The following is a 15,468-nucleotide window of genomic DNA, read 5'->3' as shown; positions in this document are numbered from 1 at the left end:
TCATGGCGCGGGCGACGGGTTCGCACGACCGGCGGCGTCAACGCGGCGCCGGCTCGTCCAGATAGACCCCCGACGACAGCGCGGCCTTCACCTGCCGCGTGAACTCGTCGGTCGACACTTCCTCCGCCCCCGCTTCGACGGCGTCGTACGCCTGGCGCACGACGTCGGCCGGCGTGGCCTTCGGCACGTCGAGGCCGGCCGTCAGGTCGGTATCGATGAAGCCGGCATGCAGCCCGACGACCTGCGTACGCTGCTCGCGCAGCGAATGGCGCAGCCCGTTGGTCAGCGCCCATGCGGCCGATTTCGACACGCCGTAGCTCGACAGGATCGGCCGGTTCACCCAGCTCGCGACCGACAGGATATTGAGGATCGCGCCGCCGCCGTGGGCCGCGAGGGTTCCCGCAAACGCGCGCGACATCGCCAGCATCCCGAACACGTTGGTGTCGAAGTGCTCGCGCAGCGCGTCGGGCGCGCCGTCGTCCGTCAGGCTGCCGAGCCGCGCGATGCCGGCATTGTTGATCAGCAGCGTGACGTCGCGCGCCGCGTCGGCCGCCGCGGCGACCGCCGCCGGATCGGTCACGTCGAGCTTCACGGGCACGACGCCCGGCAGCGTCACGGTGGCCGGATCGCGCGCGCCCGCATAGACCTTGCGCGCGCCCCGGTCGAGCGCCTGCCTCGCGAACTCGAGGCCAAGCCCGCGGTTCGCGCCGGTGACGAAAACGACTGCACCTTCGATCTTCATGATCGTTCCTTTCGCATGATGAATCGCCTGCGCGCCGGCCTGCCGCGCGCATGGGATCCGGTGGGAAACGAGGTGGCCATCGCGTACCGGGCCATTGCGCCGCGAGCAGCGGACGGCAAGCCGTCCATTGCCGCTTGCCCGTTGCCCGCGACGTCAAAGACGTCGACCGATTGCCATTCCTGCCTCCGCCCGGGCTTTGCGTTGTCTGCCAGGTCGGCTACACTCGATGTCAATGTCGATCACCATTGTCTTTGCGCCGCATTGTGTTCGCGGCGACCGAGTATGTCAATGGTGACCACCATTGTGTTTTTCAATCGACGCGATGGGCAACAATCAGGGAGAGATCGATGGGCGTGTCCAGGCAGCAGGCTGCCGAGAACCGAAGCGCGATCGTCGCGGCCGCCGAACGGCTGTTCCGCGTGCGCGGCGTCGACGCGGTGGGGCTGACGGAACTGATGAAGGAGGCCGGCTTCACGCAAGGCGGCTTCTACAACCACTTCAAGTCGAAAGACGCGCTGGTCGCCGAAGTCATGGAGAAGGCGATGCACGACCGCGCGGATTCGCCAGGCGCCGGCAGTCTCGACGCGCAGGTCGCCGCATATCTGTCGCCCGCGCATCGCGACAACGTCGAGGCCGGGTGCCCGCTGTCCGGCTTCGCGGGCGATGCGCCGCGGCTGACCGATACGGCGCGCGCATGCTACGCGCACGGGCTCGCGGCCTATCTCGATCGGCTCGAACGGCTGGTGGCGGCCGACGGCGTCACGTCGGAGCAGACACGTCGCGATGCGCTTGCGATCGTCAGCCAGATGGTCGGTACGCTCGTACTGTCCCGCGCGATTGCCGGCAGCGATCCCGCGCTGGCCGACGAAATTCTCGACGCGGGGCGCGACGCGCTGACCGGCCGGGGCGGCGATTCGGTCGCATCGGCATGATGGCGTAACGGCGCGCCCTTCGACGCGGCGCCCGCGTCGTCGTCGCGTTATTCGATCGCCCGTGCGGCATCCCACAGCGGCTGCGCGCCGCGCGCCGCATTCCACGCGGCAAATTGCGCGCGCCACGCTTCGAACGGCTGCGCGAGCGGATGGCGCGGATCGTCGCTGAGTGCATACGCCATCCCTTCGATCAGCCAGCGCGGCTTCGTCACGACCGCCACGTTGCCGAGCACTTCCGCCTGGCGGTGATGGATCAGCTCGTGCGCAAGGAAGTAGGTCTGCCAGCCGCGCGGCGCGATCACCACGCCGAAATCGCCGAGCGTCAGCGCCGCGCGCGTGCCGAGGCCGAATGCATCGGCGCACGTGCGCGTCGAGCAGAACACGACGCGCGGTGCGGCGCGGAACGCGCCGACGGCCGCCGCCGCGCGCGCGTAGCCGTCGCGATAGAGCTGCCGTGCAACGCCGAGCTGCGCGGCATCGTCCGTGCAGATGTCGGCGCTCGGGCACGATACGCCGGGAATCAGCGCGGGCGCGACGACGCGCAGCGGCTTGACGAGCGCATACGCGGCAATCGGCAGCGCGACGAGCAGGCCCGTGAGGGCAAAAGCGACATGGGAGCGTTTCATCGAGGCGGCGGTTGCGTGGCGTGTTGTCGGCGTCCTGCTGCGAGAACGCGAATATATCGGACCGGAGCGGCCGCCGGTCCTGCTATTCCTGACGGTTGGCTGCCGGGCGAGATGCGGCTCCCGACACGCCCGGAACGATGCCGCGCATCATGGCGATTGCCGTTACGCGAGCTGCTTGTGGAAATACGTCGTCGCGCACAGCGCGCCGTCGGGCATCAGCGCATAGTTCGGCACGATGCCGACGCGCTGCCAGCCGGCCCGCTCGTACAGCCGCTCGGCGTCGCCGCCCGTGACCGTGTCGAGCACGAGCACGGTCTTGCCGGCGTCGCGCGCGGCCGCTTCGGCCGCCGCCATCAGCCGCGCGGCGATGCCCTGGCGGCGCGCGCACCGCGACACGAGCATTTTCGCGATGTCCGCGCGATGCGGCTGGTTCTCGGGCTGCGCGGTCACGACCTGCACGGTGCCGACGATCCGGCCGGACGTATCCTCGGCGACGAGCAGGATGCGCTCGTCGTTCGCCACGCCTTCGGCCACGCGCGTCCAGAACGCGACGGCGGTCGACCGCTCGATCGGCAGCATGAAGCTGACGGACGCACCGCCTTCGACGCAATCGATCAGCACGTCGGCCAGCGCATCGACACAGGCGCTCGCCTCGCTCGCGCCGACGCGGCGGACGGTAACAGGTTCGGTCATGCCTTCTCCGGTAGTCAGGTAGGCCGCACGCACGGGTTCGGCATGGGCCGGAATCGGAACGCACGCCGGCCGCGCGTCGAGGCTCGCTCGGCGGCGGCAGGCGCCGGTAACGCGGCGCCCGGTCGGCGTGCGTTACCGCCCCACTATCGTACGTGACGAAAATTTTTGCTGCAGCGGTTGCAACATCGCCTACACTTAGCCAAATGGATAACCTTCACCCTCGCATCAGCGACGTGTTCCATGCCCTGGCCGATCCGACGCGCTGCGCGATCGTCAGCGCGCTCGGCCAGGGCGAGCGGACCGTCTCCGCGCTGGCCGCGCCGTTCGACATGGCGCTGCCGTCGTTCATGAAGCACGTCGCCGTGCTCGAGCGCAGCGGCCTCGTGGAGACCCGGAAAACCGGCCGCTCGCGCACCTGCGCGCTGGTCGGCGGCCGGCTGACCGAAGCCGAGGCCTGGCTCGCCGCCCAGCGCGCGCAGTGGGAAGCGCGATCCGATCGTCTCGTCGAATTCGTCGAACGCCGTCACCAGGAGGAGCAAGATGTCAGCCAGCCACGTCGACCCCGCTGAAGCCCACGATCTCGTCATCACGCGCACGTTGCGCGCCCCGCGCCGGGCACTGTGGCGCGCCTGGACCGACCCCGAACTGCTGAAGGAATGGTGGTGCCCGAAGCCGTGGACCACCGAGGTGCGCGCGTTCGACCTGCGGCCGGGCGGCGCTTTCCATACGTTCATGCGCGGCCCCGACGGCGGCACGAGCGACAACCCCGGCTGCTTCCTCGAAATCGTGCCGGAATCGCGCATCGCGTTCACGTCGATGCTCGCGGGCGGCTGGCGGCCGCAGACGCCGTGGCTGGGCTTCACGGCGATCGTCACGATGGCCGACGACGACGCGGGCAGCCGCTACGAGGCGCGCGTGATGCATCCCGACGCGGCGACGCGCGAGCGCCACGAGGCGCTCGGCTTTTTCGAGGGCTGGAACACCTGCATCACGCAGCTCGACGCCTTCGCCGCCACCCTGGGCTGAACGCCCCCTCGCGTGCGGTCATTGCATGCCGCCGCGGCCGCGTCTAGGATTCCTGAAGGAAGCATGACGACACGCCGGGCGCCGGCGTGCACCGTCGCGCGCGCTTCGCGGGAGGCGACATGTTGCACACGCACACGCATTCGACCCGGGTCAGCCGGCACCTGAACGCCCCGCGCGGGCGCGTCTACCGCGCGCTGCTCGACCCGCACGCGGTCGAGCAATGGAAAGTGCCCGACGGCATGACCTGCCGCGTGCATGCGTACGATGCGCGCGAAGGCGGCGCGCTGCGCGTGTCGCTGAGCTACGACGCGCCGTCGGCCGGCGCGGGCAAGACCACCACGCGCACCGACACCTATCACGGCCGCTTCGTCACGCTGGTGCCGGACGAGCGGATCGTCGAGATCGATGTATTCGAAACCGACGACCCGATGCTGCGCGGCGCGATGACGATCACGATCACGCTGTCCGACGAAGCGGGCGGCACGCGCGTGGATGCCGTGCACGACGGCGTCCCGCCCGGCGTGCCGGCCGCCGACAACGAGACCGGCTGGCAGATGGCGCTGGCGAAGCTCGCGGCGCTGGTGGAAGCCGGATGACGCCGCGCAAGCGCGTCAACCGAGCCGGTACACCCGCGTGGCCGTGCCGCGGAACAGCGCGTCGCGCTCGTCCGCGCTGGCCTGCGCGGTCAGCCGCTTGAACGCGTTCCAGCCGTTCACGAACGAATACGACCCCTTGTCGACCGGGAAATTGCTCTCGAACATGCAGCGCCCGGGCCCGAATGCGTCGATGCAGGTCATCATCCAGGGCTTCCACGCGTCGGCGAGTTGCGCCGAAGACGGCGGCTTCGCGCCTTTCTCGAAATCGAAGCCGTTGATGCGCATCCCGAGGCCGCCGACCTTCACGTACACGTTCGGCAATTGCGCGAGCGTGCGCATCGACGCCGACCAGCGCGCGAACACCTCCTCCCGCTTGTCCGCGTAGCTGGCAATCCGCACGACGCCGCCGCAGTGGTTGACGATGATCCGCGTGTCGGGGTTCGCCTTCGCGAGATCGAACAATTCGGATAACTGCGGAAAGAACAGCCACGCGTCGTACGACAGCCCGAGCGGCGCAAGCTGCGCGACACCGGCCCGGTACGCGGGATCGAGCAGCAGCCCGCGCGGCACCGCCGACAGCGGATTGGCGAGCGTCGAATCGGCATCCCACGTGCTCAGGTGCCGAATGCCGCGAAACCGCCCGCGCCCGGCTTCGAGATGCGCTTCCAGCACGTCGCGCACACGTTCGCCGAGCCGCAGGTCGGCATGGCCGACGATGCCTTTCGCGACGGCCACGGGGCCATGCTGCAAGGGCTCGGTCACGCCCGCGACATAGGCGGTCTCGCCCACCGGCTTCAGTTCGACCGGGCCTGAATCGCGATAGCGCGTCTGCGCCTGCATGTAGACGGACGCCTGGATGTTGTGACCCGAGCGCGCATCCTGCAGATAGTCGTCGAGCATGTAGATCCAGCCCGGTCGCTCGTAGAAGTGATGATGCGCGTCGACGATCGGCAGGTCGGGTTCGAGCGCGGGCTCGAGCGCCGACGCGAGCCAGTCGGGGCGGACCGGGAGGTAGTTGCTTTGCGTCATGCGGGAAACTCCATCGTGGGCCGGCGTGTCGGCGAACGCGGGCAGCGCGAGCGATGCGGCGGCCGCCCCGATCAACCGGCGCCGTTTGATCGAAATGGTCATGTCATTCGCTCCGTTCGAACGCGTACAGCGACAGCGTGAGCAGTGTCGTGATCGCCAGGACGATCGCGAGGCCGAGCATCCCGGCGGTGAAGGTGCCGAAGCTGTCCTTCAGGTAACCGACGAGATAGGGGCCCGCGAATCCGCCGAGCGCGCCGATCGAATTGATCAGCGCCAGCCCGCCGGCCGCGGCCTGGCCGGACAGGAAGCGCGACGGCAGCGTGTAGAAGATCGTGCGGCCGGCAATCGTGCCGATCAGCGCCAGCGTGATGCCGACGAGCGCCGGCCCGAGCGTCAGGAAATGCGTCGACACGCCGAGCGCCACGGCGCCGATGAACAAGCCGATCGCCAGGTTCGCGACCGGGCGGCCGCGCCGGTCCACCCGCTTCGCCCACCACAGCAGCGCGACCGTTGCGAAGAAGTACGGCACCGCGGACAGCCAGCCGGTCTGCATCGTCGACATCCCGTGCGCCTTGAGCATCTGCGGCAACCAGATGCCGATCCCGTACGAGCCCATCGTGAAGCCGAACGAGATCAGCGCAAGCACGTACACGCGTACGTCGCGCAGCGCGACGCCGAAGCGCTTCTTGCGACCGGCGGCGCCCTCGCGCTCGAACGCGCGTTGCAGCGCGGCACGCTCGTCGGCCGACAGCCACGTCGCCTGTTCCGGCGAATCGGACAACAGCTTCAGCACGAGGAAACCGAGCGCGCACGCCGGCAGCCCTTCGACGATGAACATCCACTTCCAGCCGGCGAGCCCGAGCGCGCCGTCGAGCTGCAGCAGCCACGTCGACAGCGGGCCGCCGATCAGCGACGACAGCGGCGTCGACACGGTGAACCACGCCAGCACGCGCGTGCGGTAGCTCGCGGGAAACCACACGGCGAGGAAGAAGATCACGCCCGGAAAGAATCCGGCTTCCCCGATGCCGAGCAGCAGCCGGATCGCGTAGAAACTCGTCGGCCCGGTCGCGAGCGCGGTCGCGGCCGCCATCAGCCCCCACGTGATCATGATGCGGGCCAGCCAGCGGCGCGCGCCGAAGCGGTACAGCGCGAGATTGCTCGGCACTTCGAACATGCAATAGCCGGCGAACATGATCCCCGCGCCCCAGCCGAACTGCGTCGCGGTCAGCCCGAGATCGCGGTTCATCGTGAGCGCCGCGAATCCGACGCTCGTGCGATCCAGATAGTTGAAGAAATACGCGAGCGCGAGCAGCGGAATGAAGCGCCACGCGGCCTTGCGCACGGCCCGCTGCTCGATCGACGCGTCGGTCTCGCGATCGGCGGCGAGCGCCGGGGAAGCGGATGTCATGGTTGTCTCCGTGGATGCGGCGATCCTCCCCGCGCGGTGCGCGGCCGGGATGCCTTCGTTCGTTCGATGAATCGCGGTTGCGCTACGCGCTCGCCACTTCGTTCGCCGACGGCGCGCCGCCCGGCCCGTCGCCGTGCGCCGCGGCGTCCGCGCCGTACCGGCCCGCCACGACGCCGGCATCGATCAGCGCACGCGCATCGTCCGGCGTGTAGCCGAGTTCGCCGAGCAGCGCGCACGTGTCCTGGCCGAGCGCGGGCGGTGCCGAGCGCAGCCGCAGGCGCTCGCCGGCGAGCGTCAGCGGCAGCAGCGCGGTGCGCGTGTCGACCGGCCGCCCGGCGCTGCTCGCGTCGGCCGGCAGCGTCACGGCTTCGAGGCCGCCGGTGGCGAGCAGATGCGGATCGTCGAACAGGTCCTGCGGCTTCGTGATCGGTGCGTACGGCAGGCCGGTCGATTCGAAGATCGCGCCGATCTCTGCCGCCGAGTACGGCGCAAGCCGCGCACGCAGCTCGGGCAGCAGCCATTCGCGCGCCTGGACACGCAGGTTGTTGGTCGCGAGGCGTGCGTCCTCCTTCAGCGCGGTCAAGCCGAACGCGTCGCAGAAGAGCATCCACTGCGTGTCCGACACGACCGCGAGGAAGATCTGTTCGTCGTCCTTGACGGAGAACACGTCGTACACGGCCCACGCGGAAATCCGGCTCGGCATCGGCGACGCGGCCTGCCCCGTCACCGCGAACTGCATCATGTGCTGCGCGACGAGGAACACGTTGTTCTCGAACAGCGCGCTCTGCACCTGCTGGCCGCGCCCCGTGCGCTCGCGCTGCGCGAGCGCGGCCATCGCGCCGATCGCGCCGAACATGCCGCCCATGATGTCGTTCACGCTCGCGCCCGCACGCAGCGGCCGCCCTTCGGGGCCCGTCATGTACGCCAGGCCGCCCATCATCTGCACGACCTCGTCGAGCGCAGTGCGATGCTCGTACGGCCCCGGCAGGAAACCCTTGTGCGACACGTACACGAGGCGCGGATTCAGCGATTCCAGCGCCGGGTAGCCGAGGCCGAGCCGGTCCATCGTGCCGCTCTTGAAGTTCTCGCTGAAGACGTCCGCCGTCGCGACGAGCCGCAGCACGATTTCCAGCCCGCGCGGGTCCTTCACGTCGACCGCGAGGCTCTTCTTGTTGCGGTTGAACATCCCGAAGAACCCCGCGCCGGAGCCGCGCAGCGCCCGCGTGCTGTCGCCCGCGATCGGCTCGATCTTGATCACTTCCGCGCCGAGATCCGCGAGCAGCATGCCGCACGTCGGGCCCATCACCATGTGCGTCATCTCGATCACGCGCACGCCCGCATACGGCAGCGGGCAGGCCGGTTGGCGATCGTTCATTGCGCGACTCCCGCCACGCATCCTTCCGGTTGCGCGGCCGACGGGGCACGCCCGTCCGCATAGCGGAAACCCTTCGGCAAGCCCGCATCGGGCACGTGGCCGTACAGCGCCTCGGACGGCAGCGCCGCATGCAGGATCGCGCGCGCGGCAAGCAACGCGTCGACGTCGACGCCCGTGTCGTATCCCATCGCTTCGAGCAGGAACACGAGATCCTCGGTCACGACGTTGCCGGTCGCGCCCGGCGCATACGGGCAGCCGCCGAGGCCGCCCTGGCTCGCGTCGATCGTCGTCACGCCCGCGTCGAGCGCCGCGACGACGTTCGCGAGCCCCTGCCCGCGCGTGTTGTGGAAATGCGCGCCGCCGGCCTTGTCGCCCACTTCGCGCTGCAGGCGCGTGAACAACCGGCGCACCTGGGCGGGGTTCGCGTAGCCGCTGGTATCGGACAGGCCGATCTCGTCGACGCCGCATTCGGCCATCGTCACCGCCATCGCGATCGTCTCGTCATCGCTGACCGCGCCTGCAATCGTGCAACCGAACGCCACCGACACGCCCGCCTCGATCTGCACCGACGGAAACCGCGCGTCGCGCAGCGCGACGATCGCGCGCACCTCGTCGATCATCTGCGCGGGCGTCTTGCGAATGTTCGCCAGCGAATGCGCTTCCGTGACCGACACAGGCAGCGTCAGCTTGTGCACGCCCGCCTCGAATGCACCTTCGGCGCCGCGCAGGTTCGGCGCGAGCGCGGCGACGTGCAGCCCCGGAATCGCGAGCGCGTGCGTCACGACGTCACGCACGTCGGCCATCTGCGGCAGCAGCCTGGCCGGCACGAACGACCCGACCTCGATCTCGCGCAGGCCGGCCGCGGCCAGCGCGGTGATCCAGCGCAGCTTGCCGGCCGTCGGCATCACGGCCTTGATGCTCTGCAGCCCGTCGCGCGGCCCGACCTCGCTGACCAGCACTTTCGGATGTTCGGAAACCTTCATTCGACACTCCATCGTTCTATCTGAAAGAACATAGTTCTGTTTGATAGAACTTTAGGCACGTATCGAACGGGCGATAAGCGGGGTATACCCGTGAAATTGCGTTTTTTTGGAACTTGAGTTCTGTCAGATAGAACGATATAGTCGACCACCGTCATCTGAAGGAAGCAGGCAGTGCCCAGGAATCCAGCAAATCAGGCCGGCGACGCACCCGCTCCGGCGATCGAAGAAGCGTCCAGCGGCGTCGCCGTGCTCGACCGCGCGTTCGCGATCCTCCGCGCGTTCGGCCAGACCGACGACCGGCTGTCGCTCGCCGAATTGTCGCGCCGCACCGGGTTGTACAAGAGCACGATCCTGCGCCTGCTCGCCGCGCTCGAGCATGGCGGATTCATCCGCAAGCTCGACGACGGCCAGTACGCGATCGGGTACGAACCGTTGCGGCTCGCCGCGCTGTACCAGCGTTCGTTCCGCGTCGGGCCGGTGGTCGAGCCGCTCCTCGAGACGCTGAGCCGCGAACTCGGGGAAACGGCATCGTTCTACGTGCGCCAGGGCGACGTGCGCGCCGTGCTCTATCGCGTCGAGCCCGCGCGGGCGGTACGCGTGTCGATCCGCGTCGGCGAGGAGTTTCCGGTCGGACAGGGCGCATCGGGGAAGGTGCTGCTGGCCTTCACCGACACGCAGGACGCGCGCTGGAACGACGTGCGCGAACAGCTGTGGGCCGCGTCGTACGGCGAGCGCGACCCGGAGACGGCATCGGCGTCCGTGCCCGTGTTCGGCGCGGCCGGCGAATGCGTCGGTGCGTTGACGGTGTCGGGCCCGAAATCGCGGCTCGCCGCCGCGCCGGCGATGACGGCGGCGCTCGCGCTGCTGCTGTCGCTCGCGCAGAAGGCGACCGTCGCACTCGGCGGCGCGGGCGCGCGCTACGACGCGGCCGCCGTGCGCGACAGTCTCGCGCGGCTCGCGTCGTCACCGGACGACACCGCCCGGTCGTAGGGCGCCGGTTGCACCCGGCAGGCGACACGGCCCCGCGAAAGGCCGCCGCATGCGACACTGGCCGCCGATGCACGCAGCGCGCCGTTCGCAGGCGACGCCACGCGCGTGCAACCGCCAACCGGACCCGCACGAGGAGACACCCGCGATGAACGCCGCGCGCACCGCCACCTGGTATTTCGATTTCGTTTCGCCGTTCGCCTACCTGCAACAGGAACGGTTCGACCGGTTGCCGCCCGCCGCCGCGTTCGAGCCGCGGCCGATCGTGCTCGGCGCGCTGCTCACGCACTGGGGCCAGAAAGCGCCGGCGGAGATCGCGGCCAAGCGCGTGTTCACCTATCGGCATGCGCAATACCGCGCGGACAAGCTCGGCATTGCATTCCGGATGCCGCCCGCGCACCCGTTCAACCCGATCAAGCCGCTGCGCCTCGCGATCGCGATGGGCGGCTCACTCGACGCGATCCAGCGGATCTTCCGGCATATCTGGCGCGACGGTCACGACGTATCGACGCCGGAAGGCTTCGCCGCGCTGTGCGAAGCCGTCGGCTTTCCGGAGGGCGTGACGGCCGTCGACGCCCAGCCGGTCAAGGACGCGCTGCGCGCGAACACGGATCGCGCGATCGCCGACGGCGTGTTCGGCGTGCCGACTTTCGTGCTCGACGGCGACCTGTTCTGGGGCGAGGACGCGACCGACATGTTCGTCGACTGCGCGACGTCGCGCGCATGGCTCGACTCGCCCGAAGTGCGCCGCATCAGCGCGCTGCCCGAAGGCATCCGGCGCGGCTGACGGCGACTCGCCGCCCGGCGCCGCCCGCTTTAGCCGTCGCGCCCTTCGACGAGCGCCGGCACGGCCTCGCGCATCATCGCGGCAAACCGCACGAGCCGCGACGGATAGAACTGCGCATGCGGATAAGTCAGGTAGACGGGCAGCGGCGCGGCCTGCCACGCCGGCGCGAGGTGCACGAGATCGCCGCGCGCGAGATCGTCGGCCAGCATCCACGACGATCCGACACAGGCGCCGACGCCCAGCAGCGCCGCGCTGCGCAGCGCGTACAGGTTCGCGGTCGTGATGCGCGGGCGGATCGCGATGCGCCGCGTGTCGCCGGTGGCCGCATGCGTCAACGCGAGCTCGGTGCGGTAGTACGTGCGCAGCGCGAGCCACGGCAGCGCGGCAAGCGCGTCCGGATCGGCCGGCACGTCGGCGCCGTTCAGCACCGACGGCGCGGCGACCACGAAGCGCGGCACCTTCGTCAGCCGGATCGCTACCACGCCGGGATCGGTCGGCTCGCCCACCTGGATCGCGCAATCGATGCCGCTGCCGACGAAATCGCGCACCTCGTCCTGCAGCAGCCACTCGACCGACACGCGCGGATAGTCGCGCAGGAACTGCGCGAGCGGCGCGACGAAACGCTGCTGGCCGAACGCGTGCGGCACCGCGACGCGCAGCAGCCCGTCCGGCTCCTCCTGCGCGCCGCGCAAATCGGCCTCGAACGCCGCCCAGCTCGCCAGCAGCTCCTTCGCCCGCTTGAAGCACCGCTCGCCGTCGACGGTGAGCCGCATCGTGTGGGTCGTGCGTTGCAGCAACCGCATGCCGAGCGAACTTTCCAGCGCCTGCAGACGCCGGCTGACCGTCGGCTGCGTCGTATGCAACTGCACGGCCGCCGCCGACAGGCTGCCGGCCTCGACTATGCGCACGAAGGTTTCCATCAGCTCGAAACGATAGCCCGCGCCGTCCACCGGAACCGTCTGAATACGTCGAGACCCGCCAGCAGCGGGAGAGAGAGAAGATTTTTCGGTCATTCGTGGAGCGTATAACAAATCTGCGCGAGGCGGCACTACCGTTGCCGGCCGTGTGCCGCCACACTCGCGTCCATCCCATTCTTCAACCGAGGATGTACGCGATGTCCACCCCGACCCGTCTCGATGCCGCGCCCCGCGCGGCGCATGCTCCGGCCCGTCCGGCCGCGGCCGTTCATTCGATGCCCGACCGCCGGCTCGTGCTGCTGCTCGCGGCCGCCGCCGGCCTCGGCGTCGCGCCGCTCTACTACGCGCAGCCAATGCTCGGCGCGCTCGCCCCCGATCTCGGCGCGTCGGCGCGGGCGATCGGCTTCGTGCCGACGCTCACGCAGCTCGGCTACGCGCTCGGCATCCTGCTGCTCGCGCCGCTCGGCGACCGCTTCGACCGGCGCCGCGTGATCGTGACCAAGGCCGCCGCGCTGGTCGTCGCGCTGCTGCTCGCGTCGATCGCGCCGTCGCTCGGGCTGCTGCTCGCCGCGAGCTTCGCGATCGGCCTCGCCGCGACGATGGCGCAGGACGTCGTGCCGGCCGCCGCGACGCTCGCCCACGACACACATCGCGGCCGCATCGTCGGCACGGTGATGACGGGATTGCTGCTCGGCATCCTGCTGTCGCGCGTCGTGGCCGGATTCATCGCCGAGACGGCCGGCTGGCGCGCGATGTTCGCGCTTGCGGCAGTGAGCGTCGCCGCGATCGGCGCCGTGGCCGCACGCGGGTTGCCGCGCTTCGAGCCGACCACGCGGCTGCCGTACCGCGCGCTGATCGGCTCGCTCGGCGCGCTGTGGCGCGCGCATTCGGCCCTGCGCCGCGCCGCGCTCGCGCAGGGGCTGCTGGCCGTCGGTTTCAGCGCGTTCTGGTCGACGCTCGCGGTGATGCTGCACGGCGCGCCGTTCCATCTCGGCAGCGCGGCCGCCGGCGCGTTCGGCCTCGCGGGCGCCGCCGGCGCGCTGGCCGCGCCGATTGCCGGGCGTCTGGCCGATCATCACGGCCCGGAGCGCGTCACGCGCATCGGGATCGGCATCGCCGCGGTATCGTTCGCGTCGATGGCCGCCGCGCCGCTGATGTCGCCGCATGCGCAGCTCGTGCTGCTCGCGGTTGCGACGATCGGCTTCGATCTCGGCGTGCAGGCCACGCTGATCGCGCACCAGGCGATCGTCTACCGGATCGATCCCGCGTCGCGCAGCCGCCTCAACGCCGTGCTGTTCGTCGGCATGTTCATCGGGATGGCGGCCGGCGCCGCGGCGGGCAGTTTGTTGCTCGCGCAACTAGGCTGGAATGCGGTGACCGCGCTGGCCGTCGCGACGTCGCTGGCCGCGCTCGTCGTACGGGTGTGGCGCCACTGAAGTCCGGCATCGCGCAACGCTGGCGGGCAGGCCCACGAGGTCTGCCCGCTTTTTTTATTTTTTTGATCGGCACGCATGGCGCTGCGTCGCCCGGCAGATTCGCGCCGTTCCGGCACGGCAATCGTTCATCCGGCGCAAGGTCCGCACCGCCCTGCCGAATTATCCAGTTCACCAAAATATTTTTTCCGGCATCCGTGTACGGCCGCACGCAAACGTCGGACGATTCGGCCCTGCCGCACCGCACGGCGCCCTGCCATCCGGCCCCACCACACAGCTGCGGCTTATCAGGGGAATCCCGGTATTTTTTTGCATTTTCTTCGAAATAACGGGTGACATACTTGCCCCCCGTTGCGCTCCGCGCGAGCGCGCTTTCCGATCCAGCCGGCCGCCTGTCATGCGCTGCGCGTCCGCCCGGGTCGCACAGGACATGAACGATTTCGACACGACGATCCAGATCTTCCTCACCCACGTGACGTTCGGCCCGTTGATGAATCACGCGATCCGCGTGATCGCGGGCCTCTACACGTTCAAGGGCTTCGTGCTCATTCCCGTGCTCTGCTGGCTATGGTTCCAGCCGGGCCCCCATCGCGAGCAGCAACGCGAGCGCGTCATCGCCACCGTCGCGAGCGGGCTCGTCGCGCTCGCCGTCGGCCGCGTGCTGGCGCAGGTGCTGCCGTTCCGCGTGCGGCCGATCTACAACCCCGAGCTGCACCTGCACTTTCCGTCGGCCGGACTGCGCGCGGCGACGCTGCAGACATGGAGTTCGTTTCCGAGCGATCACGCGATGCTGTGGATGGCGATCGCGACCGGCATCTTCATCATCGCGCGCCGCGTCGGCATCGTCGCGTTGCTGTATTCGGTCGTGTTCATCTGCCTGCCGCGCGCGTATCTCGGCTTTCACTATCCGACCGACCTGATCGCGGGCGCCGCGATCGGCATCGCGATCGCGTGGGTGCTGACGCGCGACGCGATCCGCTCGCGCTTCGCGCCGCAGGTGCTGGAGATGATCCGGCGCTTTCCCGCGCCGGCCTATACGCTCGCGTTCCTGCTGTGCTTCGAGTTGATCACGCAGTTCGACGAACTGCTGACGCTCGCGCAGTCGGCCACGCGCACGATGTGACGGGCACCCGCGCGATGCTGCCGCTGCTGCTGTCGTTCCGTCGCCCCGGCGCGCGGTGCCGGCCATGCGCGGCGGCGGCGCGCGGAGCGACGGCCGCGTCCGTCAGTCGCGATCGGGCGCGCCGAGCGGAAAGAACGAGCGATACGGCCGCGCCTCGTCGACCGCGCGCGCAAACGAGGGCCGCGCGAGCAGACGCTTGCGGTACGCGATCACGTTCGCGAACGCCGGATCGATCCGGTGCGTCCAGTCCGCGTAGAACAGGAACGGCGCCGCGCCGCAATCGGCGAGGCTGAACCGGTCGCCGGCCGCCCATTCGCGATCGGCCATCGTCTTGTCCAGCCACGCATACGACGTTTCCAGCATCGCGCGCGCATCGGCCACCCCGCGCGCATCGCGCTCGGCTTCCGGCCGCAGCGCGTCGAACACGACCTTCTGCTGCGGCGTCGCCACGTAGTTGTCGAAGAAACGGTCCATCGTCCGCACCTCGAGCGCGGCGCGCGGATCGTCGGGCAGCAGGCGCACGGGGCCCGGACGGGTCAGGCCGAGATACTCGATGATGATCGACGCCTCGATCACCGTGCGGCCCGCATCGACCAGCACGGGGAAGCGCTTCAGCGGCCACAGCGCGGCCAGTTCCTGCATCGGCTTCGGATCGTCGTGCGCGAGCACGCGATACTCGAACGGCGTGCCGTTCTCGTACAGCGCGGTCAGCACCTTCTGGCAGTAAGACGAAAAAGGATGGGCGTACAGCATCGGCATCATCGTGGGGGCTCCCGGGTTTTCGGCGCCGCGTCATGCGGCGCCACATGAT

17 protein-coding genes are annotated in these 15,468 nt (G+C 69.6%); 8 read left to right on the top strand and 9 right to left on the bottom strand.

The annotated features are described in order from the left end of the window. Nucleotides 1-37: 37 nt before the first annotated feature. A complete protein-coding gene (locus HWX62_RS20115) occupies nt 38-742 on the bottom strand; it encodes an SDR family oxidoreductase (protein ID WP_175931204.1) in 705 nt (234 codons plus the stop codon). A gap of 347 nt (nt 743-1,089) precedes the next feature. On the opposite strand from HWX62_RS20115, the gene HWX62_RS20110 reads away from it, so the two are divergent. Then, complete coding sequence (locus HWX62_RS20110) at nt 1,090-1,674, top strand: TetR/AcrR family transcriptional regulator (RefSeq protein ID WP_175931203.1); 585 nt, start codon at nt 1,090-1,092, stop codon at nt 1,672-1,674. 47 nt (nt 1,675-1,721) lie between these two features. Here HWX62_RS20110 and HWX62_RS20105 read toward each other — a convergent pair whose 3' ends face one another. Beyond that, nucleotides 1,722-2,300 carry a hypothetical protein gene (locus HWX62_RS20105; protein WP_175931202.1) on the bottom strand — a complete coding sequence of 193 codons (579 nt, stop codon included), beginning with the start codon at nt 2,298-2,300 and terminating at the stop codon, nt 1,722-1,724. 162 nt (nt 2,301-2,462) lie between these two features. Beyond that, a complete protein-coding gene (locus HWX62_RS20100; RefSeq protein WP_175931201.1) occupies nt 2,463-2,993 on the bottom strand; it encodes a GNAT family N-acetyltransferase in 531 nt (176 codons plus the stop codon). 203 nt (nt 2,994-3,196) lie between these two features. Between HWX62_RS20100 and HWX62_RS20095 the strand changes: the two genes are divergently transcribed. The 3 genes from HWX62_RS20095 (at nt 3,197) to HWX62_RS20085 (ending at nt 4,615) form a co-directional block, all read left to right on the top strand. Next, nucleotides 3,197-3,562, top strand: a complete 366-nt coding sequence (locus tag HWX62_RS20095) for a metalloregulator ArsR/SmtB family transcription factor (protein WP_175931226.1) — start codon at nt 3,197-3,199, stop codon at nt 3,560-3,562. Continuing rightward, complete coding sequence (locus HWX62_RS20090; protein WP_175931200.1) at nt 3,534-4,019, top strand: SRPBCC family protein; 486 nt, start codon at nt 3,534-3,536, stop codon at nt 4,017-4,019. The genes HWX62_RS20095 and HWX62_RS20090 overlap by 29 nt, the downstream gene beginning before the upstream one ends. Before the next feature lie 119 nt (nt 4,020-4,138). Then, nucleotides 4,139-4,615 carry an SRPBCC family protein gene (locus tag HWX62_RS20085; protein ID WP_175931199.1) on the top strand — a complete coding sequence of 159 codons (477 nt, stop codon included), beginning with the start codon at nt 4,139-4,141 and terminating at the stop codon, nt 4,613-4,615. 15 nt (nt 4,616-4,630) lie between these two features. Here HWX62_RS20085 and HWX62_RS20080 read toward each other — a convergent pair whose 3' ends face one another. The 4 genes from HWX62_RS20080 to HWX62_RS20065 form a co-directional block, all read right to left on the bottom strand. Then, complete coding sequence (locus HWX62_RS20080; protein ID WP_175931198.1) at nt 4,631-5,746, bottom strand: amidohydrolase family protein; 1,116 nt, start codon at nt 5,744-5,746, stop codon at nt 4,631-4,633. A gap of 1 nt (nt 5,747) precedes the next feature. After that, nucleotides 5,748-7,052, bottom strand: a complete 1,305-nt coding sequence (locus tag HWX62_RS20075; RefSeq protein WP_175931197.1) for an MFS transporter — start codon at nt 7,050-7,052, stop codon at nt 5,748-5,750. An 82-nt stretch (nt 7,053-7,134) separates the two neighbouring features. Beyond that, nucleotides 7,135-8,427: a CaiB/BaiF CoA-transferase family protein gene (locus tag HWX62_RS20070; protein WP_175931196.1), complete on the bottom strand. Its 1,293-nt coding sequence runs from the start codon at nt 8,425-8,427 to the stop codon at nt 7,135-7,137. Next, nucleotides 8,424-9,410 carry a hydroxymethylglutaryl-CoA lyase gene (locus HWX62_RS20065; protein ID WP_175931195.1) on the bottom strand — a complete coding sequence of 329 codons (987 nt, stop codon included), beginning with the start codon at nt 9,408-9,410 and terminating at the stop codon, nt 8,424-8,426. Before HWX62_RS20065 ends, HWX62_RS20070 begins: the two co-directional genes overlap by 4 nt. A 171-nt stretch (nt 9,411-9,581) precedes the next feature. On the opposite strand from HWX62_RS20065, the gene HWX62_RS20060 reads away from it, so the two are divergent. Continuing rightward, nucleotides 9,582-10,400: an IclR family transcriptional regulator gene (locus tag HWX62_RS20060; RefSeq protein ID WP_175931194.1), complete on the top strand. Its 819-nt coding sequence runs from the start codon at nt 9,582-9,584 to the stop codon at nt 10,398-10,400. A 145-nt stretch (nt 10,401-10,545) separates the two neighbouring features. Beyond that, nucleotides 10,546-11,184, top strand: coding sequence for a 2-hydroxychromene-2-carboxylate isomerase (locus HWX62_RS20055; protein WP_175931193.1), 639 nt, complete (start codon nt 10,546-10,548; stop codon nt 11,182-11,184). Nucleotides 11,185-11,213: 29 nt separating this feature from the next. Here HWX62_RS20055 and HWX62_RS20050 read toward each other — a convergent pair whose 3' ends face one another. Further along, nucleotides 11,214-12,197 carry a LysR family transcriptional regulator gene (locus HWX62_RS20050; protein ID WP_175931192.1) on the bottom strand — a complete coding sequence of 328 codons (984 nt, stop codon included), beginning with the start codon at nt 12,195-12,197 and terminating at the stop codon, nt 11,214-11,216. 101 nt (nt 12,198-12,298) lie between these two features. Between HWX62_RS20050 and HWX62_RS20045 the strand changes: the two genes are divergently transcribed. Further along, nucleotides 12,299-13,537 (top strand): MFS transporter, encoded by a 1,239-nt coding sequence (locus tag HWX62_RS20045; protein WP_175931191.1) that lies wholly within the window; start codon nt 12,299-12,301, stop codon nt 13,535-13,537. 427 nt (nt 13,538-13,964) lie between these two features. Beyond that, a complete protein-coding gene (locus HWX62_RS20040; RefSeq protein WP_175931190.1) occupies nt 13,965-14,657 on the top strand; it encodes a phosphatase PAP2 family protein in 693 nt (230 codons plus the stop codon). Nucleotides 14,658-14,759: 102 nt separating this feature from the next. Here the strand turns inward: HWX62_RS20040 and HWX62_RS20035 are convergent, their stop codons facing one another. After that, complete coding sequence (locus HWX62_RS20035) at nt 14,760-15,419, bottom strand: glutathione S-transferase family protein (RefSeq protein WP_175931189.1); 660 nt, start codon at nt 15,417-15,419, stop codon at nt 14,760-14,762. Between the last annotated feature and the right edge of the window lie 49 nt (nt 15,420-15,468).

Origin of the sequence: Burkholderia sp. BCC0506 (genome assembly GCF_902833145.1) — a bacterium.
In the GTDB taxonomy this organism is placed as follows: Bacteria; Pseudomonadota; Gammaproteobacteria; order Burkholderiales; family Burkholderiaceae; genus Burkholderia.
The sequence above is the reverse complement of the archived record's forward strand: the minus strand, read 5'-3'. Positions and strand labels throughout refer to the sequence as shown.

What these genes read in the sequence shown, in the direction of transcription:
- HWX62_RS20065 (WP_175931195.1), bottom strand. Translation starts at nt 9,410, where the DNA reads ATGAAGGTTTCCGAACATCCGAAAGTGCTGGTCAGCGAGGTCGGGCCG.
- HWX62_RS20085 (WP_175931199.1), top strand. Translation starts at nt 4,139, where the DNA reads ATGTTGCACACGCACACGCATTCGACCCGGGTCAGCCGGCACCTGAAC.
- HWX62_RS20050 (WP_175931192.1), bottom strand. Translation starts at nt 12,197, where the DNA reads ATGACCGAAAAATCTTCTCTCTCTCCCGCTGCTGGCGGGTCTCGACGT.
- HWX62_RS20080 (WP_175931198.1), bottom strand. Translation starts at nt 5,746, where the DNA reads ATGACCATTTCGATCAAACGGCGCCGGTTGATCGGGGCGGCCGCCGCA.
- HWX62_RS20095 (WP_175931226.1), top strand. Translation starts at nt 3,197, where the DNA reads ATGGATAACCTTCACCCTCGCATCAGCGACGTGTTCCATGCCCTGGCC.
- HWX62_RS20070 (WP_175931196.1), bottom strand. Translation starts at nt 8,427, where the DNA reads ATGAACGATCGCCAACCGGCCTGCCCGCTGCCGTATGCGGGCGTGCGC.
- HWX62_RS20075 (WP_175931197.1), bottom strand. Translation starts at nt 7,052, where the DNA reads ATGACATCCGCTTCCCCGGCGCTCGCCGCCGATCGCGAGACCGACGCG.
- HWX62_RS20040 (WP_175931190.1), top strand. Translation starts at nt 13,965, where the DNA reads ATGAACGATTTCGACACGACGATCCAGATCTTCCTCACCCACGTGACG.
- HWX62_RS20110 (WP_175931203.1), top strand. Translation starts at nt 1,090, where the DNA reads ATGGGCGTGTCCAGGCAGCAGGCTGCCGAGAACCGAAGCGCGATCGTC.
- HWX62_RS20100 (WP_175931201.1), bottom strand. Translation starts at nt 2,993, where the DNA reads ATGACCGAACCTGTTACCGTCCGCCGCGTCGGCGCGAGCGAGGCGAGC.
- HWX62_RS20090 (WP_175931200.1), top strand. Translation starts at nt 3,534, where the DNA reads ATGTCAGCCAGCCACGTCGACCCCGCTGAAGCCCACGATCTCGTCATC.
- HWX62_RS20105 (WP_175931202.1), bottom strand. Translation starts at nt 2,300, where the DNA reads ATGAAACGCTCCCATGTCGCTTTTGCCCTCACGGGCCTGCTCGTCGCG.
- HWX62_RS20115 (WP_175931204.1), bottom strand. Translation starts at nt 742, where the DNA reads ATGAAGATCGAAGGTGCAGTCGTTTTCGTCACCGGCGCGAACCGCGGG.
- HWX62_RS20045 (WP_175931191.1), top strand. Translation starts at nt 12,299, where the DNA reads ATGTCCACCCCGACCCGTCTCGATGCCGCGCCCCGCGCGGCGCATGCT.
- HWX62_RS20055 (WP_175931193.1), top strand. Translation starts at nt 10,546, where the DNA reads ATGAACGCCGCGCGCACCGCCACCTGGTATTTCGATTTCGTTTCGCCG.
- HWX62_RS20035 (WP_175931189.1), bottom strand. Translation starts at nt 15,419, where the DNA reads ATGATGCCGATGCTGTACGCCCATCCTTTTTCGTCTTACTGCCAGAAG.